Here is a 15932-nt window from a genome sequence, read left to right as displayed (position 1 = left end):
CCCGGTTTTCGAGCCGGAAAACGTCCTTCCAAGTAGCCGCCGCAAAAGGCATTCCACTACCCTTGCTTCCGCCCCCGTCGTCGCGACATTCTCAGGGTATTCCTGATGGTTACGACGATGAGCCAATCCGCATTCGATCCCTTCGGCGAGCCGGTCCCCGCGGTCGATCCTTCGATCGCGAGCGAGGGCGTGTCGAAATGGCTGAAGACCGCGGGCACCAGCGTGTTCTGGGTGCTGGTGGTCGGCATCGTGCTGGCACGGGCCGTCTATTTCGAGCCAGGCGTGTTCAGCTTCGAGCATGCCGTTGCCTGGGCGCAGGGTCTGTTCGCCGCGCTCTAGCCGCAGGTCCGCGCGGCGCCGCCTTGGCGGTGCGCGCCTCCCGAATGATCCCCTCGAACGCGACCGCCGCCGGCACCTCGAGCCGGCCGGGCGATTTCAGCTGCCAGAGCGTGCGCTCGATATGGATGCCCTTGATCGGGATCACCTTCAGCTTTCCGAGCTTCACCTGATCGTCGATCGTCGCGATCGACACGATGGCGACGCCGACGCCGGCCGCCACCGCCTGCTTGATCGCCTCGGTGCTGCCGATCTCGAGTGTCCGCTGCGGCTCGACGTGGTGGGCCGCCAGCGCCAGCGCGACCACCTCGCGCGTGCCTGAGCCGGGTTCCCGCACGATCAGGATCTCGTCGTTCAGTGACCGGATGTCGATCGGCCCCTGGACCGCTGCGAAGCGATGATCCGGGCCGGCGATCAGCGCCATCACGTCGGTACGCCAGGCTTCGCTGATCAAATTCTCGTCCTCGACCGGTCCCTCGACCAGCGCGATCTCGATCTCGTGTCCCAGCATCAGCGCGGCGATATCGCTGGTGTTGGCGCTGACGACGTGCAGATCGATGCCGGGAAAGGCACGGTGGAACACGCCGAGATATTCCGGGATCATGTAGGTCGCGATCGTGGTGCTGGCGCCGATCCGCAGCGACCCGCTGTCGAGGTTGCGCAGCGCCTGCAATTCGTCCTCGGCGGCGCGTTCGGCCGCGAACAGCGTCTCGGCATGCCGCGCCAGCGCCGCGCCCTCCCGGGTCGGCCGCACCCCCTTCGGCGTGCGGTCGAGCAGCCGGCAGCCGACCTGCAGCTCGAAATCCCGCACGCCCTTGGAGATCGCCGGCTGGCTGATGTGCAGGAGGTCGGCGGCGCGGGAGAAACTTCCGGTTCTCGCCACGGCCGCGAACAGGCGGAGCAGATGCAGGTTGAGGGACATAACTTCTCTCTATCGGGGCAGTCCGAAAATATATTAGCCAAGAGGGGTGCCATGGCGCATAAAATCTTCTCCGAAAAGAGGATTTTGTGCCGGAACAAGAACAAGACCAGGGGCAGAAGCAGGGGGCGCTGCGGCGCATATTCCAGCTCATTCCGGGGATTCTGCTCTGCGGGGTCGTCACGGTCATCTCGCTCGGCATCCAGGCCGCCGAGGAGCGCGTTTTCGACCATCCCTATATCGAGGCCCTCGTCGTCGCGATCCTGCTCGGCATGGCGGTGCGCACCGCCTGGGAGCCGTCGGCGCGCTGGCGCTCGGGCATTGCCTTCAGCGCCAAGCAGCTGCTCGAGGTCGCGGTGATGCTGCTCGGCGCCTCCATCAGCTTTGCCGCGATCGTGGCGTCGGGCGGGCTGCTGATCGGCGCCATCGCGGTGACCGTCGCGATCATGCTGGCGGTGAGCTATGGCCTCAGCCGGATGCTCGGGCTCAAGACCAAGCTCGCGATCCTGATCGCCTGCGGCAATTCGATCTGCGGCAACTCGGCGATCGCGGCGGTGGCGCCGGTGATCGAGGCCGATGGCGACGACATCGCCTCGTCGATCTCGTTCACCGCCATTCTCGGCGTGCTGATGGTGCTCGGCCTGCCGCTCTTGATTCCGCTGCTGAAGCTGACGGCGACGCAATACGGCATCCTCGCCGGCCTCACCGTCTATGCCGTGCCGCAGGTGCTGGCAGCGACCGTGCCGGCGGGCATCGTCTCGACCCAGATCGGCACGCTGGTCAAGCTGGTGCGGGTGTTGATGCTGGGCCCGATCGTGATCGGCCTCTCGCTGCTGGTGGCGCGGCGGCGCAAGGCCGGCGCCGCCAGGGAGGGCACCTCGAAGGCCGCCTCGATCAGCCCGTTCAAGCTGGTGCCCTGGTTCATCATCGGCTTCCTGGCGCTGGCCGCGCTGCGCTCATTCCAGCTCGTGCCCGACATCGCGATCGCGCCGGTGACCAAGACGGCGGCGATCCTCACCGTCGTCTCAATGGCAGCGCTCGGGCTCGGTGTCGATGTGCGGGTGCTCTCGACGGTCGGCGGCCGGGTGACGGCCGCCGTCACGCTGTCGCTGATGCTGCTGCTGGGCTTGAGCATCGGCCTCGTGCACTTCTTCAAGTAGCCGCCGGAGGTGGCTACTCGGCGGCCTTCGCGGTCTTGCCGAACATCCGTGTCGGTGCGGGAAAGCCGCAGGACGTGCCGTCGGTGATCTTGACCTGATCTTCCCAAGGCAGGCGGAAGCGGCCGGACACCATGTCCTGCATGAACGTGTAGGGGCAATCCATCGCACCGCCCTTCACCGCGACATAGCCGCGGTGCCAGAGCTGATAGATGTTGTTCTCGACGCCCCAGTTGATCCGCGCCTCGCGCACGAGGTCGGGCCGCACCTCGGCGGTGATGATCTCGTCGGCCCGCCCCGTGGTCCCGTGCGCGATGATGCTGCCGTCGAAATTGACGATCATGCCTTCGCCCATCGAGTCGAACGACCCGTCCGAGCCGCACATGCAGACATTGGCCGTCACCATCAGGTTCTGGAACGCGTTGGCCTGGTTGGTGAAGCGCCAGCTGTCGCGGATCGGCGCGGTGTAGCCTGCGGTGCGGATCATGATCTCCGCGCCCTTGTAGGCGCATTCGCGGGCCATTTCCGGGAACATGCCGTCATGGCAGATGATCAGCGCGATCTTGGCGCCTTTCGGTCCATCGATCACGGGAATGCCGATGTTGCCGGGCTCCCACGGCTCGACCGGAATCCAGGGATGGAATTTACGGTAGTACAGCTTGATATCGCCGTGATCGTCGATGATCAGGCCGGAATTGTAGGGGTTGCCGTGCGGGTTGAACTCCATGATGGAGAAGCAGCCCCAGATCTTGTTCTCGATGCAGGCCCGCTTGAACGCCGCGACTTCAGGCCCGTCGAGCCGGCACATGATCTCCGGATTGGTATCCATCGAGAGGCCGTGTAGCGAGTATTCGGGGAACACGACGAGGTCCATGGTTCCGAGGTTGCGCCGCGCCTTGCCGACCATCCATACGATGCGCTCCGTCTGCCGTGCCAGGTCGGACCTTGTCGCAACCACGGGCAACTGCAGCTGCACCAGTCCGATCACCACGCCATTTGGTGATTTGTTGAGACCGCCAAGTCCATTCATGCCTGTCCTCCCGCCTATTTTGAAATGGGCTGTCATTTCGCGAACGATGATCTTCGTTCGGTCGGGCTCCCAGCTAGCAACGATCATGCCAGCAAGATCGCAGAATGCGCAAATGCAGCGTACGGTCATCTGCTGATCGGGATCGCCGCGATGCGCCGCATCATTGCGCAATGGCACGCGGTTTGCTTAATCAAATGCGGGTTTTCTCGCATTCGGGGCGTGCGTCATGGCGAATTCAAGCGGGACGATCGCGGCGGAGCCGGAGCCGATCACGCTCGACTGGAGCAGGACCGCGCTCGTCATCATCGACATGCAGCGCGATTTCATGGAGCGAGGGGGCTTCGGCGAGACGCTCGGCAATGACGTCAGCCGGCTTGCCCGCGCGGTGAAGCCGATCGCCGCGGTGCTCGCGGCGGTGCGCGACGCCGGGCTGCTCGTGGTCCACACCCGCGAGGGCCATCTGCCCGATCTCTCCGACGCGCCGCCGGCGAAGCTCGAGCGCGGTGCGCCTCGCTTGCGGATCGGCGATCCCGGACCGATGGGACGAATCCTGATCCGCGGCGAGGCGGGGCACGACATCATTCCGGAGCTCTATCCCCTCGACAGCGAGATCGTGATCGACAAGCCCGGCAAGGGCGCGTTCTACGCCACCGAATTCGGCGACATCCTGCAGAAATACGGCATCGAGAATCTCCTCGTCTGCGGCGTCACCACCGAAGTCTGCGTCAACACCACGGTGCGCGAGGCCAACGACCGCGGCTACCGCTGCGTCGTGATATCAGACGGCTGCGCGTCCTACTTCCCGGAATTCCACGAGATGGGCCTGAAGATGATCAAGGCCCAGGGCGGCATTTTCGGCTGGGTCACCGATTCAGCCGCGGTGCTGGAGGCGCTCGCTGGCTAGAGGGCGAGGGGACGCGTCAGGGATATCGCCTTTGTGACCCAAAGCCGACTCTGGCGAGCACAACAAGCTTGACGCTATGGCCGTGCCTCGCGTTTATCCTCCACATGAGCAAGGTCAAAGCAGTCTGCGTCTATTGCGGCTCTTCGCCCGGTCACGACGTTGCCTACGTCGAGGCAGGCGAACGATTGGGACACGCTCTTGCAGCATCGGGATTGACGCTGATCTACGGTGGCGGAACCCATGGTGTGATGGGCGCGGTCGCTCGCGGCACACTGAATAACGGCGGCAAGGTCGGCGCGATCATTCCGAGATTTCTCACAAACTGGGAAACGACGACTGATGCGCTCAAGATGTTCGAAGACTTGACGATCACAGACACCATGCACGAGCGCAAACACAGAATGTTCGAGCGTTCTGATGCCTTCGTGGCACTGCCGGGTGGCATCGGTACCGTCGAGGAAATCGTGGAAATCATGACTTGGGCCCAGCTTGGGCAGCATCGTAAGCCGATGGTCCTGGTGAACATCAAAGGTTTTTGGGCGCCGATGATGGCAATGCTGGACCACATACGCAGGGCAGGTTTCCTTCACAGAGACCACCTGCTTCAACCCATTATCGTTGATCGTGCCGAGGACGTAATCCCCGCGATTGTCGCGGCCGCTGCTAAAGAGAGCGCGTCCGAAGTCGGTGGTTCGTCGATCATCGACAAGATGTAGATTTCAGTGTCCTCAGACGTAATGGGGCCGGGTGCCATCGGCTTCCGCTATTGGCGTCAGCCGACATGACCGAGCACGTGTCGTTTGTCCGCTTCTGACGGTAACGCAGGCGTCATTCGGCGGGCGGATTTACGAGTACGCGCTCTAACCGCCCTTCACCGCACCCGCCGTCAGTCCCGCCACGATCTGCCGCTGCGCCAGCACGGTGAGCAGCAGTACCGGTGCGGTGACGATCAGTGCGGCGGCTGCGAGTGGGCCCCAGCTCAGCTGGTCGAACGAGATCATGTTGTAGACCGCGACCGGCAGCGTGCGGGTCTCGCGCCCGGCCAGCACGATGCCGAACACGAAGTTGTTCCAGGAGAAGATCACCGCGAGGATGAAGGCGACCGCAAGGCCGGGCTTGGCGATCGGCAGCGCGACATGGCGGAACACCTGCCAGCGCGTCGCGCCGTCGATCAACGCGGCTTCCTCCAGCTCCAGCGGCGTGGTCTCGAAATAGCCGATCATGATCCAGATCACGATCGGCACCGTGACCACGAGGTGGATGATGATCTGCGGCACCAGCGTGCCGAGCAGGCCGAGCCACTGGAACAGCAGGAACAGCGGGATCAGATACGACAGGCCCGGCGTGATGCGCGCGATCAGGATCACGATCGCCGATTTATGCGCCGCCATCCGCGCGATGCCGTAGCCCGCGGGCACACCGACCAGCATCGCAAGGCCCGTGGCGCAGCCGGTGACCACAAGGCTGTTGCTGAAATAGGTCAGGAATCGGTTGGACGCGAACACGTCGGCATAGTTCTTCCAGGCGATATGCTCCGGAAAGAACACCGGCGGATAGGAGGCGTTGTCGATCTCGAATTTGAGCGACAGCGAGGCCATCCAGAGGAAGAACAGGATCGCCGGCGAGACGATGACGAACACCGACAGCCAAAGTTCGATCCGCCCGAGAATCTGGCGCGGGTTCATGCCTCGCCCCCGAGTTCAGATGTCCACAGCAGGCGCTTGCGCAAGTAAAGCAGCAGTGCCGCCAGCGCCACGATCAGGAGGAAGAACACCACCGCGATCGCCGAGCCGTAGCCGAGGTCGTAATAGACGAAGGCGACGCTGTAGAGATAGACGTTGATGGTCTCCGACGCCGAGCCCGGCCCTCCTTGCGTGATCGCGAAGATGATGTCGAAGCTCTTCACCGCGTCGATCATGCGGATCATGCCGGCGATGAACAGGAACGGCATGATCAGCGGCAGCGTGATGAAGCGGAACACCTGCCAGAAATTGGCGCCGTCGATCTGCGCGCTCTCATAGGGCTCGGTCGGGATCGCAGCGAGGCCGCCGAGCACGATCAGCATCACCAGCGGCGTCCATTGCCAGGTCTCGACCAGCACCAGCGAGGGGATCACCGTCGCGGGGTTGAACACCCAGAGCTGCGGCGGCAGCCCGACCAGCGACAGCAGGTAGTTCAAGACACCGAGCTGCGGGTGGAACATCATGGTCCACACCAGCGCGATCGCCACCGGTGTGGCCATCATCGGCATGATGAAGATACCGCGCAGGAAGCCGCGCGCGGCGAATTTCTGATGGAATACCACCGCCGCCAGCGTGCCGAACACCAGCGGCAGCACGACCGACAGCGCGGTGTAGGACAGCGTGTGCCCGACCGCCTCGACGAAGCGCGGATCGGTCGGCAGCCGCAAATAGTTGGCGAGCCCGACGAAGACGGTCGGCGAGCCGACCTTCCATTCCTGCAGGCTCATCCAGATCGTGAACACCCACGGAAAGATGATCACCGCCAGCACCACGACCAGCGCCGGGACCACGAACGGCCAGTAGGACGGCGGACGCCATTCACGCGCCGGGGCAACGCTCTCGGTCGTTGCCGCCGGCTCAGTCTGAGTCACCACGCTCACGCTTTTTCGCTACGCTCCAGGATGGGGCGGAATTGCTCGTGCGCCTTTTTCAGCTCGGTGGCGGGATCGGCGCCGGACAGCGTCGCGGTCAGCGCCGCGCCGACGATGTCGCGGAATTCGGCGACCGGGATGATGACGGGCAGGCCGAGCTTGGAGATCTTGGCGGAGTCAACCACCGACTGCAGCCATTCCTTGGTCTTCACGCCCTTGGCGACTTCGGCATCGTCGACGATGGAGTTGCGGAACGGCACGCCGCCGCCGGCCTGCAGCAGGCGCGCGCCCTGTCCGCGCGAGACCACCCATTGGCAGAGCAGATAGGCGGCTTCCTTGTTCTTGCTCGCCGCGGCGATGCCGACGCCGTCGCCATAGGTCGAGGAGAACTTGCCCTTGGGACCGGCGGGTACCAGCGTGTAGCCGACCTTGCCGACGACGCGCGAGGCGGCGGGATCTTCCAGCGGCGGCGCCCAGCCGTCGGCGTCGATCCACATCGCGGACCTGCCTTGCGTGAAGGACGCCATCGACTCCATCCAGTTGAAGCCGGCGACGCCGGGAGGCGCGCATTTCGTCAGCAGGCGCTGATAGAGCTTGGTGGCCTCGATCGCCTCGGGGCCATCGGTCAGGATGTTGCCCTTGGCATCGAGGAATTCGCCGCCATAGTTCAGATAGAAGTTGGTCCACATCGCCATGTTGGCGTTGCGCAGGCCGCGGCCGACGAAGCCGTAGATGCCTTCCTTCGGATCGGTCAGCTTCTCGGCCGCGATTGCCATCTCCTCGAGCGTCTTCGGGACCTCGACACGCTTCTTCTGGAACAGCTCCTTGTTGTAGTAGAGGATGAAATAGTCGACCGACCACGGCAGCGACAGCATCTGGCCCTTGTCGTTGCGCGCATATTGCAGCCCGGCCGCCGAGAAATCGCTCTCGACGAGGTCCGGCGGCGTCATGCTCGGATCCTTCAGAAAGCCCGACATGTCGGCGAGCCAGCCGGCCTTCTCGAACTGCCGCTTCTGCACGTGATAGCTGAGGTGCACGACGTCGAAGCTCGGCTTGCCCGAGGACAGCTCGATCACGCATTTCTGGCGCTGCTGCTGCTCGGGGATCTGCTCCGACTCGACCTTGATGCCGGTGAGCTCGGTGAATTCCTTGATGTATTTTTGCAGATTGTCGCCGCGCGGCCCCTTGGCGAGGATCACCTCGAGCGTGGTGCCGGAATATTTCTTCCAGTTGACGTCGGCGCGGGCCGGAAATCCGGTCAATCCGACCGCGCCGGCGGCCGCGGTGCCGGCCAGCATCTGCCGGCGCGAGATCAGGTGATGCGACATGTTTCTCTCCCTGGACGGTTCTTGTTTGGGAGAGATACTAGCGCCTCAACTTTCTGTGCCTAGTCCCACATGCGCGGCGCCGTTGCATAACGCTGCGCCGCGCATGGTATGGCAGCTATGCCTTGACGAAAGCGAGCAGGGTGCCGTTGCCGGAAGCCGGCGGCACGGTGATGCTGTTGCCGCTCCTCACGCCGGCTGAGCCCAGCGCCTTCTCGGTCGCGGCAAGATCGGCCGCGATCACGAGGCCGGCGCCGCCGCGGTCGGACAGGCCATCCAGCGACACGCCAGGATAGCGCTTGCCGAGCTGATCCCTGGTCAGGAACACGAAGTCGGCGCGGTCGCCGCCGGACGGCACCGCAACCGCACCGTCGGCGTCGTTCCTGACGGCGACGTCGATCATCCTGGAGAGATGCGCGGCATCGGCTGCGGGATCGGGCGAGACGATCAGCACCTGCTTGAGGCGTTTTGCCCCATTGGCGTGCGTCATCAATTCGGGAATCCACACCGTCTCGCGGGTCTTGTGCTGGCAGGCGAAGATGCGGACGCCGCCGGGCGCCTCCGCGGTCGGCCACTGGAAGGTGCGGAACTTCGCCGCGGAGACGGTGCCGTTCGGCAAGGTCACCGGGCGTTCGAAATCGGTCGGCCCGATCGGCGCATAGCCGCGCGCCCGGATCTCCTCGGCACCTAGCGCAGAATCCACCGCGGTGAACGCAATGCGTTCGATGCCTTCGCCGCGCTTCTCGAGGAAGGCGCGCGCCGGAGCGTTGTGTTCGGTCGGGGTCAGCACGCCGAGCAATTCCATGTAATCGGGGTCGAACATGATGGTGTAATTGCCCGATCCCATATGCGCGCTATGGGTGCCGCGCGGCGACACGGTGAAGCCGAGCCGCTTGTAGTTCTCGGCCGCCTTGTCGAGGTCCTTCACCATGACCACGGCGTGATCGATTCCGATGACGTTCTTGAGTGCCACTTGTTGTCTTCCCGGCTGGAATAGGAGAGTAGAGTTAGCTAACCAGAATGACCGGGCGGCCGCAAGGAAGGATCATGATGAACAGCAATGCCGTGCGCTGGCCCAATTCGCTCTGGGCGGCAGTGACGCCCTCCGGCCCTGATTGCCCCGAGCTGACCGGCGCGCAGCAGGCCGATGTCGTGATCATCGGCGGCGGCTTCACGGGTCTATCGACCGCACTGCATCTGCGCGAGGCCAATGTCGACGTCGCGATCGTCGAGGCCGCCGAACCGGGTTGGGGCGCCTCGGGGCGCAACAACGGCCAGGTGATCCCGACGCTGTCGCGTCCCGATCCCGACGACATCATCGCGAGGCACGGCGCGGCCGGCGAGCGCTTCGTCGCGATGCTGCGCGACAGTGCGGCCATGCTGTTCGACGTCGTCAGGCGTTACAACATCGAGGCCGAGCAGGAGCAGGCCGGCTGGGTGCAGCCGGTGCATTCGCCCGGCCGCATCAAGATCGCCGAGCGGCGGGTGCAGCAATGGTCGAAATTCGGCGCGCCGGTCGAATTGCTGTCGCGCGACCAGACCAGCGACATGCTCGGCTCGGATGCGTGGTACGGCGGCTTCTGGAACAGGACCGGCGGCCACGTCAATCCGCTGGCGCTGGCGCGCGGCCTTGCGCGCACCGTGCTCGGCCTCGGTGCGCGGATCTATGCCCGCTCGCCGGCACTCAGTTTCGAGCGCCGCGGCGATCGCTGGGTGGTGAAGACGGAAAAGGGTGAAATCTCCGGCCGCGCGCTGGTGGTCGCGACCAATGCCTATAGCGGCGAGTTCGCGAAATCACTGGTGCCCGAAATCGCGACCGAGGTGATGCCGGTGCTGTCGTGGCAGATGGCGACGCAGCCGCTGTCGGACAATGTGCGCAAGACCATCATTCCCGGCCGGCAGGCGATGTCGGACACCCATGGCGAACTCTATTTCGCGCGCTACGACGCCCGCAACCGCCTCGTCACCGGTGGTGCTGTGCTCGGCCCGGGCGACAAGACCGGGCGGCTGAAGGCACGGGTGACCGAGCGGCTGCAGCGCCTGTGGCCGCAGATCGGCGAGGTCTCCTTCGACTATGTCTGGAACGGCTATGTCGGGATGACCGCGGATTTCCTGCCGCGCATGCACCGGCTGGGTCCGAACGCCTATGGCTGGACCGGCTGCAATGGCCGCGCGGTCGCGTTGACGATTCCGCTCGGCCGCGAATTGGCGCGCGCGGTGCAGGGCGTGCCGGAAAGCGAGCTGGCGCTGCCGTTCACCGAGCCGGTGCAGTACGTGGCGCATGGCTTGCTCCGCAAGCTGGCGCCCTGGATGCTGGTGCTCTACCGGCGCCGCGACGCGCAGGAGCTGGTCAAGGGCGATCGTTTCGAGTTGCTGCGCTGGGCGGAGTATTTCCTCGCCTCGCGCCGTTCACGGTAAGCGCGGAGCAACGTCGCGCCACGCACGCGAGATAAAGGGCATGGAGGGGCAAGCCGCCCGAGTTGGGGACTGGTCAGAGGACGTCGCTGGAAGATTGGGGCCCAAGCAGGTTCGGCCGGTGCCGCGATCACGAGTATTCCGCCGTTGGCGGATAGCGTTGTGGAAACCCCGACGCGACGCAGGCGTTATTGCCAGATGGCAACCCTGGGAGGTGGGCATGGCGAGGAAGCGCATTGGTATTCTCACGGGAGGCGGTGACGTCCCCGGCCTTAACGCGGTGATCAAGAGCGTGACCTATCGCGGCAGCGAGGATGACATCGAGGTTGTCGGTCTCCGCCGGGGCTGGGAGGCCCTCACGCACCTGAACCTCGACGACCCGTCGAGCAAGTCCCATTACATCATCCCGCTGAACCGCGAAAACACGCGCGTCATCGACCGGCGCGGCGGCACCGTGCTGCACTCGAGCCGCACCAATCCCTCCAAAATGAAGAAGTTGCCCGATCATCTCGCGGGCCGCGACTTTCCGGTTTCCGAGAGCACCAAGGGCGGCATCGCAACCACGACGTGGGACCTCACCAACGAGGTGCTCGCGAACCTCGCGGGGCTCGGTATCGAACATCTGATCGCCATCGGCGGCGACGATACTCTCAGCTACGCGGACAAGCTCAACAGGCGAGGCGTCAAGATCATTGCCATCCCGAAGACGATGGACAACGACGTTCGCAACACCGAATACTGCATCGGCTTCTCGACCGCGATCACCCGTGCCAGCGATGCCATCCAGCGCCAGCGCACCACCGTCGGCTCGCACGAGCGAATCGGCATTTTCCGCGTCTTTGGTCGCGATGCCGGCTTTACGGCGCTCTATACCGCATACGCAACCTCGATCCGATGCGCCATACCGGAGTACAAGGTCAATCTCGACAAGCTGATCCAGCTTCTCCTCGATGACAAGCACGGCAACCCAAGCAACTATGCGCTGATCGTGCTCAGCGAGGGCGCCGAGTGGGAGGGTTACAAGGTGCAGGAATTCGGCGAGCCTGACGCCTACGGTCACCGCAGGAAGGCGAGCGTGGCCGAAGCGTTCGCGGACGAGATCAAGCGGCGCACCGGCGAGGAGACCATCGTCTCTGACCTCACCTACGACCTGCGGTCAGGCGATCCGGACTTCATCGACAAGCTTGTGGCGCTGACGTTCGGCAACATGGCTTACGATGCGATCCTGGAAGGCAAAACCGGCCTGATGTCGGCGCTGGTCGAGGGCCGCTACGACCTCGTGCCGATCCCCGACGCCAAGCTCGGGCCACGCAAATTGGACGTCGCAAGCGCGTACAACACCGAGCGCTACCGTCCTCTCTATTCCAACAAGCGGGGCCTGCCGATCTTTCTCAACCGCGCTTCATAGTGGTAACCCCATCGAGCATGACGAGCTATTCCAGATGCGTCGATAGCCCGTATCGACACGCGGTGACGGAGGGGCCATAGTTCCGCAAGCAATTTGCGCAGGGAACCTGTCGCACCACACGACGTTCTTTTTTGCAAATGAGCGCGCCGTCGCCCCCGGCGCAGCGAGCGCCGAGGCGAAGGCGCTGCGCTGCGGTCGGAGGGATGCTCATGAAACTCACTATTTCGGTCATCAAGGCTGACATTGGCTCCGTTGGGGGCCACACGAAACCATCTGCGCGCATGATGGCGGCTGTCGAAGGGGAGGTCGCGAAGGCGATCGACAACGGTCTCCTGATCGACGGTTTCGTGCGCCATACCGGCGACGATATTGCGATCGTCATGACGCACACGCGGGGCGAAGGGAGCTCCGAAGTCCACCAATTCGCCTGGAAGACGTTTCTCGCGGCCACCGCGGTTGCGAAGACCTCCGGCCTCTACGGCGCCGGCCAGGATCTTCTCGTCGACGCCCCGTCCGGAAACGTTCGCGGCGCGGGCCCGGCCGTCGCCGAACTCAGCTTCGACCACAGCCTCTCGGGCGCGAGACCCGCGGAGTCCTTCATGGTGTTCGCCGCAGACAAATGCGGCCCCGGCGCCTACAACCTGCCGCTCTATCTGGCTTTTGCCGATCCCATGTATTGCGCCGGGCTGATGCTGCCCCCGATGATCAAGGGCTTCCGTTTCCATATCATCGATATGGACAACACGGCCGGCGACAGCGTGATCGAACTCGATGCGCCCGCGGACGGCTACCACATTGCGGCGCTGCTTCGCGACAACGAGCGCTTCGGCATTGATCGCATCGTCTCGAAAACCTATGGCGAGGTCGCCGTCGCCGTTTCGGCGCAGCGCCTTCACTCCATCGCGGGCAAGTACACCGGCAAGGATGATCCGGTCGCGGTCGTCAGGAACCAGGGCATTTTTGCGGCGCCCGAAGAAATCATCTCGCCCTTCGCCAAGGCGCACTTCGTGGGCGGCGATGCGCGCGGCTCGCATGTGATGCCGCTCATGCCGGTGCCGCTCAACACCCCGGTGACGGGGATGTATTGCCTGCCGATCGTGTCCTGCGTCGGCTTCTCGATCGACCGGGACGGGAAGTTCTCGGAGTCCTATACCGACTTCTTTGACAACCTTGCCTGGGACGAGGTCCGCCAGCGCGCGCAGCGCAAGGCGATCGAGATGCGCAGCCAGGGCTGGTCCGGCGCTGCGATGCTGCCCTATTCAGAGCTGGAATATGGCGGCTTCCGCGACACGGTATCCGGATTGCTGAAGCGCTTCCGGCTGCGCGAGGAGCCCAAGCCACAAGCGGCGGAGTAGGGCCGCGCGTACCCGGCTACACGGTTGCGGTGCCGTGCTCGCGCGCAAACGCGCCGCCGGGGATCGCCGACAGCAGCGCCTGCGTGTAGGGGTGCTGCGGCTTGCCGAACACCTCGGCGGTCAGCCCTTGCTCGACCACGGCGCCGTCCTTCATGACGGCGACGAGATCGCAGATCTGGGCGGCGACGCGCAGATCGTGGGTGATGAAGATGATGGAGAGGCCAAGCTGCTGGCGCAGCCCGGCGAGCAGCTTCAAGACCTGCGCCTGCACCGAGACGTCGAGTGCCGAGACCGGCTCGTCGGCCACCAGTACATCCGGCTTCAGCGCCAGCGCGCGGGCGAGCCCGATGCGCTGGCGCTGGCCGCCGGAGAATTCGTGCGGGTAGCGGTCACCGGCGGACGGATCGAGGCCGACCAGCTCGAACAGTTTTCGCGCTTCCGCAATCGCGGTGGCGCGGTCGGTACCGTGCACGATCGGTCCCTGCGCCACCAGCTCGGCCGCCTTGCGGCGCGGATTGAGCGAGGCGAACGGATCCTGGAACACCATCTGGATGTGGCGGGTCTCGCGCCTGATGTCGTCGCGGCCGAGCTTTGCCCAGTCCTTGCCGTCGAGCACGATCGCGCCGGCATCGGGATCGATCAGCCGCACGATGGAGCGCGCGAGCGTCGATTTGCCCGAACCGGATTCGCCGACGATCCCGAGCGTCGCGCCGCGCGGCAGGTGCAGCGAGACGTTTCTGACGGCTTCCGTGATCCGCGCGCCGCGGCCGAGGAAGCCGCCGGTGCGGTAGGTCTTGGAGACGCCGTCGATGGTCAGGATATCCTTGCCGGAAAGGATGCGCGGCGGCGGAGCCGTCAGCGGTGGAACGGCTGCGATCAGCTGCTTCGTGTAGGCATGCTGTGGATCGTTCAGCACCTCATCGGCCGTGCCTTGCTCGACGATCGCGCCATGCTGCATCACCACGACGCGGTCGGCGATCTCGGCGACCACGCCGAAATCATGCGTGATGAACAGCACCGCGGTCTTCTTGCGCTGCTGCAAATCGCGGATCAGCTTCAGGATCTGCGCCTGCGTCGTGACATCGAGCGCGGTGGTCGGCTCGTCCGCGATCAGCAGCTTGGGGTCGAGGGCGAGCGCCATCGCGATCATCGCGCGCTGGCGCTGGCCGCCAGAGAGCTCGTGCGGATAGGCTTTTGCGGCAGCCTTGGGGTCGGGGATGCGGACGTCCTCGAGCAGCGCCAGCACCCGCGCATTGATCTCGGACTTCGAGAGAGCGGTGTGGATCGCAAACATCTCGCCGATCTGGTCGCCGATGGTGCGCAGCGGGTTGAGCGCGGTCATCGGCTCCTGGAAGATCATCGCGATGCCGGCGCCGCGCACATCGCGCATCTCTGCGCTATCGGCGGCGCAGAGGTCGCGGCCGTCGAACATCATCCGGCCCCGTTCGATCGTCACCTCGTTCGGCAGCAGCCGCATGATGGCGTTCGCCATCATCGATTTGCCGGAGCCGGACTCGCCGACCACGCAGAGGATCTCGTTCGACGCAATTGAAAGCGAAACGTCGGACAGCGCATGCGGCCGGTCGGCGCCCTTGGGCAGGCGCACCGTCAGGGCGTCGAGGGAAAGGACGCTCTCGCTCATCGGCTCTTCAGCCTCGGATTGAGCGCATCGTTGAGGCCCTGGCCGACCAGCGACACCGCGAGCACGGTGACGAGGATCGCAATGCCGGGGATCGCCGAGACGTACCACTGCACCCGGAGCACGTCGCGGCCGAGCCCGATCAGATTGCCCCAGGAGGCGACGTTGGGATCGGACAGACGCAGGAAGGCGAGCGCGCTTTCCAGCAGGATCGCGACCGCCATCACCACGCTGGCATAGACGATCACGGGCGGCAGCGCGTTGGGCAGGATTTCGCCGAGAATGAGCTGGACGTCCTTCATGCCGAGCGTCTTGCCGGCCTGCACGAATTCGCGGTTGCGCAGCGACAGGAACTCGGCGCGGGTCAGCCGTGCCGGCGCCGGCCACGACACCACGCCGACCGCAATGGTCACCGTGGTCAGGGTCGAGCCGAACACCGCGACCAGCACGAGCAGCAGCACGAAGTTCGGCAGCGTCTGGAACGCCTCGGTGATCCGCATCAGCACATTGTCGATCCAGCCGCCGTAATAGCCGGCGAAGGCGCCGACCAGGATGCCGATCAGGATCGCGATCACGGTGGCGACGCCGCCGATCAGCAGCGAGATCCGCGCGCCGTAGAAGATCTGGGCGGCGATATCGCGGCCGGAATTGTCGGTGCCGAGCAGGAAGCGCGGATTGGAGAACGGCCAGATCAGCGGCCGGCCGGCAAGGGCGAGCGGATCGCGCGGATAGAGGAGACCCGCGCTGATTGCCATCGCGATCACGAGCAGCAGCAGGATCAGGCCGATCACCGCGGCCGGGCTGCGGAAGTAGCGCTTCACGGCATCCAT

The 15932-nt window shown here is 64.8% G+C and carries 15 protein-coding genes; 7 read left to right on the top strand and 8 right to left on the bottom strand.

Translation table 11 applies throughout. From position 1 onward, the window contains the following. The first annotated feature begins 117 nt into the window (after window positions 1–117). Entirely contained in the window at window positions 118–339 is a 222-nt protein-coding gene (locus tag J6525_RS08095) for a hypothetical protein (protein WP_038377517.1), read from the top strand. Here J6525_RS08095 and J6525_RS08090 read toward each other — a convergent pair. Further along, on the bottom strand, window positions 287–1258 hold the full coding sequence (locus J6525_RS08090; protein WP_225643483.1) for a LysR substrate-binding domain-containing protein: 972 nt from the start codon (window positions 1256–1258) through the stop codon (window positions 287–289). The two genes, J6525_RS08095 and J6525_RS08090, sit on opposite strands and share 53 nt — an antisense overlap. 86 nt (window positions 1259–1344) lie before the next feature. Between J6525_RS08090 and J6525_RS08085 the strand changes: the two genes are divergently transcribed. Then, entirely contained in the window at window positions 1345–2415 is a 1071-nt protein-coding gene (locus tag J6525_RS08085) for a YeiH family protein (RefSeq protein WP_225643482.1), read from the top strand. A gap of 13 nt (window positions 2416–2428) precedes the next feature. Here the strand turns inward: J6525_RS08085 and J6525_RS08080 are convergent, their stop codons facing one another. Next, window positions 2429–3442, bottom strand: coding sequence for a formamidase (locus tag J6525_RS08080; protein ID WP_028339439.1), 1014 nt, complete (start codon window positions 3440–3442; stop codon window positions 2429–2431). Between the two features lie 226 nt (window positions 3443–3668). Here J6525_RS08080 and J6525_RS08075 point away from each other — a divergent pair, with 226 nt between their 5' ends. After that, window positions 3669–4346, top strand: coding sequence for a cysteine hydrolase family protein (locus tag J6525_RS08075; RefSeq protein WP_092082508.1), 678 nt, complete (start codon window positions 3669–3671; stop codon window positions 4344–4346). 104 nt (window positions 4347–4450) lie between these two features. After that, the gene (locus J6525_RS08070) at window positions 4451–5062 is read left to right on the top strand and encodes an LOG family protein (protein ID WP_225643479.1); all 612 of its coding nucleotides are present in this window, start codon (window positions 4451–4453) and stop codon (window positions 5060–5062) included. A gap of 144 nt (window positions 5063–5206) precedes the next feature. On the opposite strand, the gene J6525_RS08065 is transcribed toward J6525_RS08070, so the two are convergent. From J6525_RS08065 to J6525_RS08050, 4 genes are all read right to left on the bottom strand, one after another. Continuing rightward, the gene (locus J6525_RS08065; RefSeq protein ID WP_225643477.1) at window positions 5207–6031 is read right to left on the bottom strand and encodes a carbohydrate ABC transporter permease; all 825 of its coding nucleotides are present in this window, start codon (window positions 6029–6031) and stop codon (window positions 5207–5209) included. Continuing rightward, window positions 6028–6969 (bottom strand): carbohydrate ABC transporter permease, encoded by a 942-nt coding sequence (locus J6525_RS08060; RefSeq protein ID WP_225643476.1) that lies wholly within the window; start codon window positions 6967–6969, stop codon window positions 6028–6030. The genes J6525_RS08065 and J6525_RS08060 overlap by 4 nt, the downstream gene beginning before the upstream one ends. Continuing rightward, complete coding sequence (locus J6525_RS08055) at window positions 6966–8288, bottom strand: ABC transporter substrate-binding protein (RefSeq protein WP_225643474.1); 1323 nt, start codon at window positions 8286–8288, stop codon at window positions 6966–6968. The genes J6525_RS08060 and J6525_RS08055 overlap by 4 nt, the downstream gene beginning before the upstream one ends. Window positions 8289–8403: 115 nt before the next feature. Then, window positions 8404–9258, bottom strand: coding sequence for a VOC family protein (locus J6525_RS08050; RefSeq protein WP_225643472.1), 855 nt, complete (start codon window positions 9256–9258; stop codon window positions 8404–8406). A 77-nt stretch (window positions 9259–9335) separates the two neighbouring features. Between J6525_RS08050 and J6525_RS08045 the strand changes: the two genes are divergently transcribed. The 3 genes from J6525_RS08045 to J6525_RS08035 all read left to right on the top strand — a co-directional run bounded on the left by J6525_RS08045 (window position 9336) and on the right by J6525_RS08035 (window position 13463). Further along, window positions 9336–10703, top strand: a complete 1368-nt coding sequence (locus J6525_RS08045) for an NAD(P)/FAD-dependent oxidoreductase (RefSeq protein ID WP_225643470.1) — start codon at window positions 9336–9338, stop codon at window positions 10701–10703. A 217-nt stretch (window positions 10704–10920) separates the two neighbouring features. Next, a complete protein-coding gene (locus J6525_RS08040) occupies window positions 10921–12108 on the top strand; it encodes a 6-phosphofructokinase (RefSeq protein ID WP_092082520.1) in 1188 nt (395 codons plus the stop codon). 209 nt (window positions 12109–12317) lie between these two features. Further along, window positions 12318–13463, top strand: coding sequence for a fructose-1,6-bisphosphatase (locus tag J6525_RS08035; RefSeq protein WP_225643468.1), 1146 nt, complete (start codon window positions 12318–12320; stop codon window positions 13461–13463). 16 nt (window positions 13464–13479) lie between these two features. Here J6525_RS08035 and J6525_RS08030 read toward each other — a convergent pair whose 3' ends face one another. After that, complete coding sequence (locus J6525_RS08030) at window positions 13480–15105, bottom strand: ABC transporter ATP-binding protein (RefSeq protein WP_225643466.1); 1626 nt, start codon at window positions 15103–15105, stop codon at window positions 13480–13482. Further along, a complete protein-coding gene (locus J6525_RS08025; protein ID WP_225643464.1) occupies window positions 15102–15932 on the bottom strand; it encodes an ABC transporter permease in 831 nt (276 codons plus the stop codon). The genes J6525_RS08030 and J6525_RS08025 overlap by 4 nt, the downstream gene beginning before the upstream one ends.

This window comes from Bradyrhizobium australafricanum, assembly GCF_020329495.1.
Taxonomy (GTDB): Bacteria; Pseudomonadota; Alphaproteobacteria; order Rhizobiales; family Xanthobacteraceae; genus Bradyrhizobium; species Bradyrhizobium australafricanum.
This window is presented reverse-complemented; position numbering and strand designations above follow the sequence as displayed.

Excerpts from the sequence above, each read along its gene's own strand:
- J6525_RS08090 (WP_225643483.1), bottom strand. The coding sequence starts at position 1,258 with ATGTCCCTCAACCTGCATCTGCTCCGCCTGTTCGCGGCCGTGGCGAGA.
- J6525_RS08035 (WP_225643468.1), top strand. The coding sequence starts at position 12,318 with ATGAAACTCACTATTTCGGTCATCAAGGCTGACATTGGCTCCGTTGGG.
- J6525_RS08025 (WP_225643464.1), bottom strand. The coding sequence starts at position 15,932 with ATGGATGCCGTGAAGCGCTACTTCCGCAGCCCGGCCGCGGTGATCGGC.
- J6525_RS08075 (WP_092082508.1), top strand. The coding sequence starts at position 3,669 with ATGGCGAATTCAAGCGGGACGATCGCGGCGGAGCCGGAGCCGATCACG.
- J6525_RS08095 (WP_038377517.1), top strand. The coding sequence starts at position 118 with ATGAGCCAATCCGCATTCGATCCCTTCGGCGAGCCGGTCCCCGCGGTC.
- J6525_RS08030 (WP_225643466.1), bottom strand. The coding sequence starts at position 15,105 with ATGAGCGAGAGCGTCCTTTCCCTCGACGCCCTGACGGTGCGCCTGCCC.
- J6525_RS08040 (WP_092082520.1), top strand. The coding sequence starts at position 10,921 with ATGGCGAGGAAGCGCATTGGTATTCTCACGGGAGGCGGTGACGTCCCC.
- J6525_RS08045 (WP_225643470.1), top strand. The coding sequence starts at position 9,336 with ATGAACAGCAATGCCGTGCGCTGGCCCAATTCGCTCTGGGCGGCAGTG.
- J6525_RS08065 (WP_225643477.1), bottom strand. The coding sequence starts at position 6,031 with ATGAACCCGCGCCAGATTCTCGGGCGGATCGAACTTTGGCTGTCGGTG.
- J6525_RS08055 (WP_225643474.1), bottom strand. The coding sequence starts at position 8,288 with ATGTCGCATCACCTGATCTCGCGCCGGCAGATGCTGGCCGGCACCGCG.
- J6525_RS08080 (WP_028339439.1), bottom strand. The coding sequence starts at position 3,442 with ATGAATGGACTTGGCGGTCTCAACAAATCACCAAATGGCGTGGTGATC.
- J6525_RS08070 (WP_225643479.1), top strand. The coding sequence starts at position 4,451 with ATGAGCAAGGTCAAAGCAGTCTGCGTCTATTGCGGCTCTTCGCCCGGT.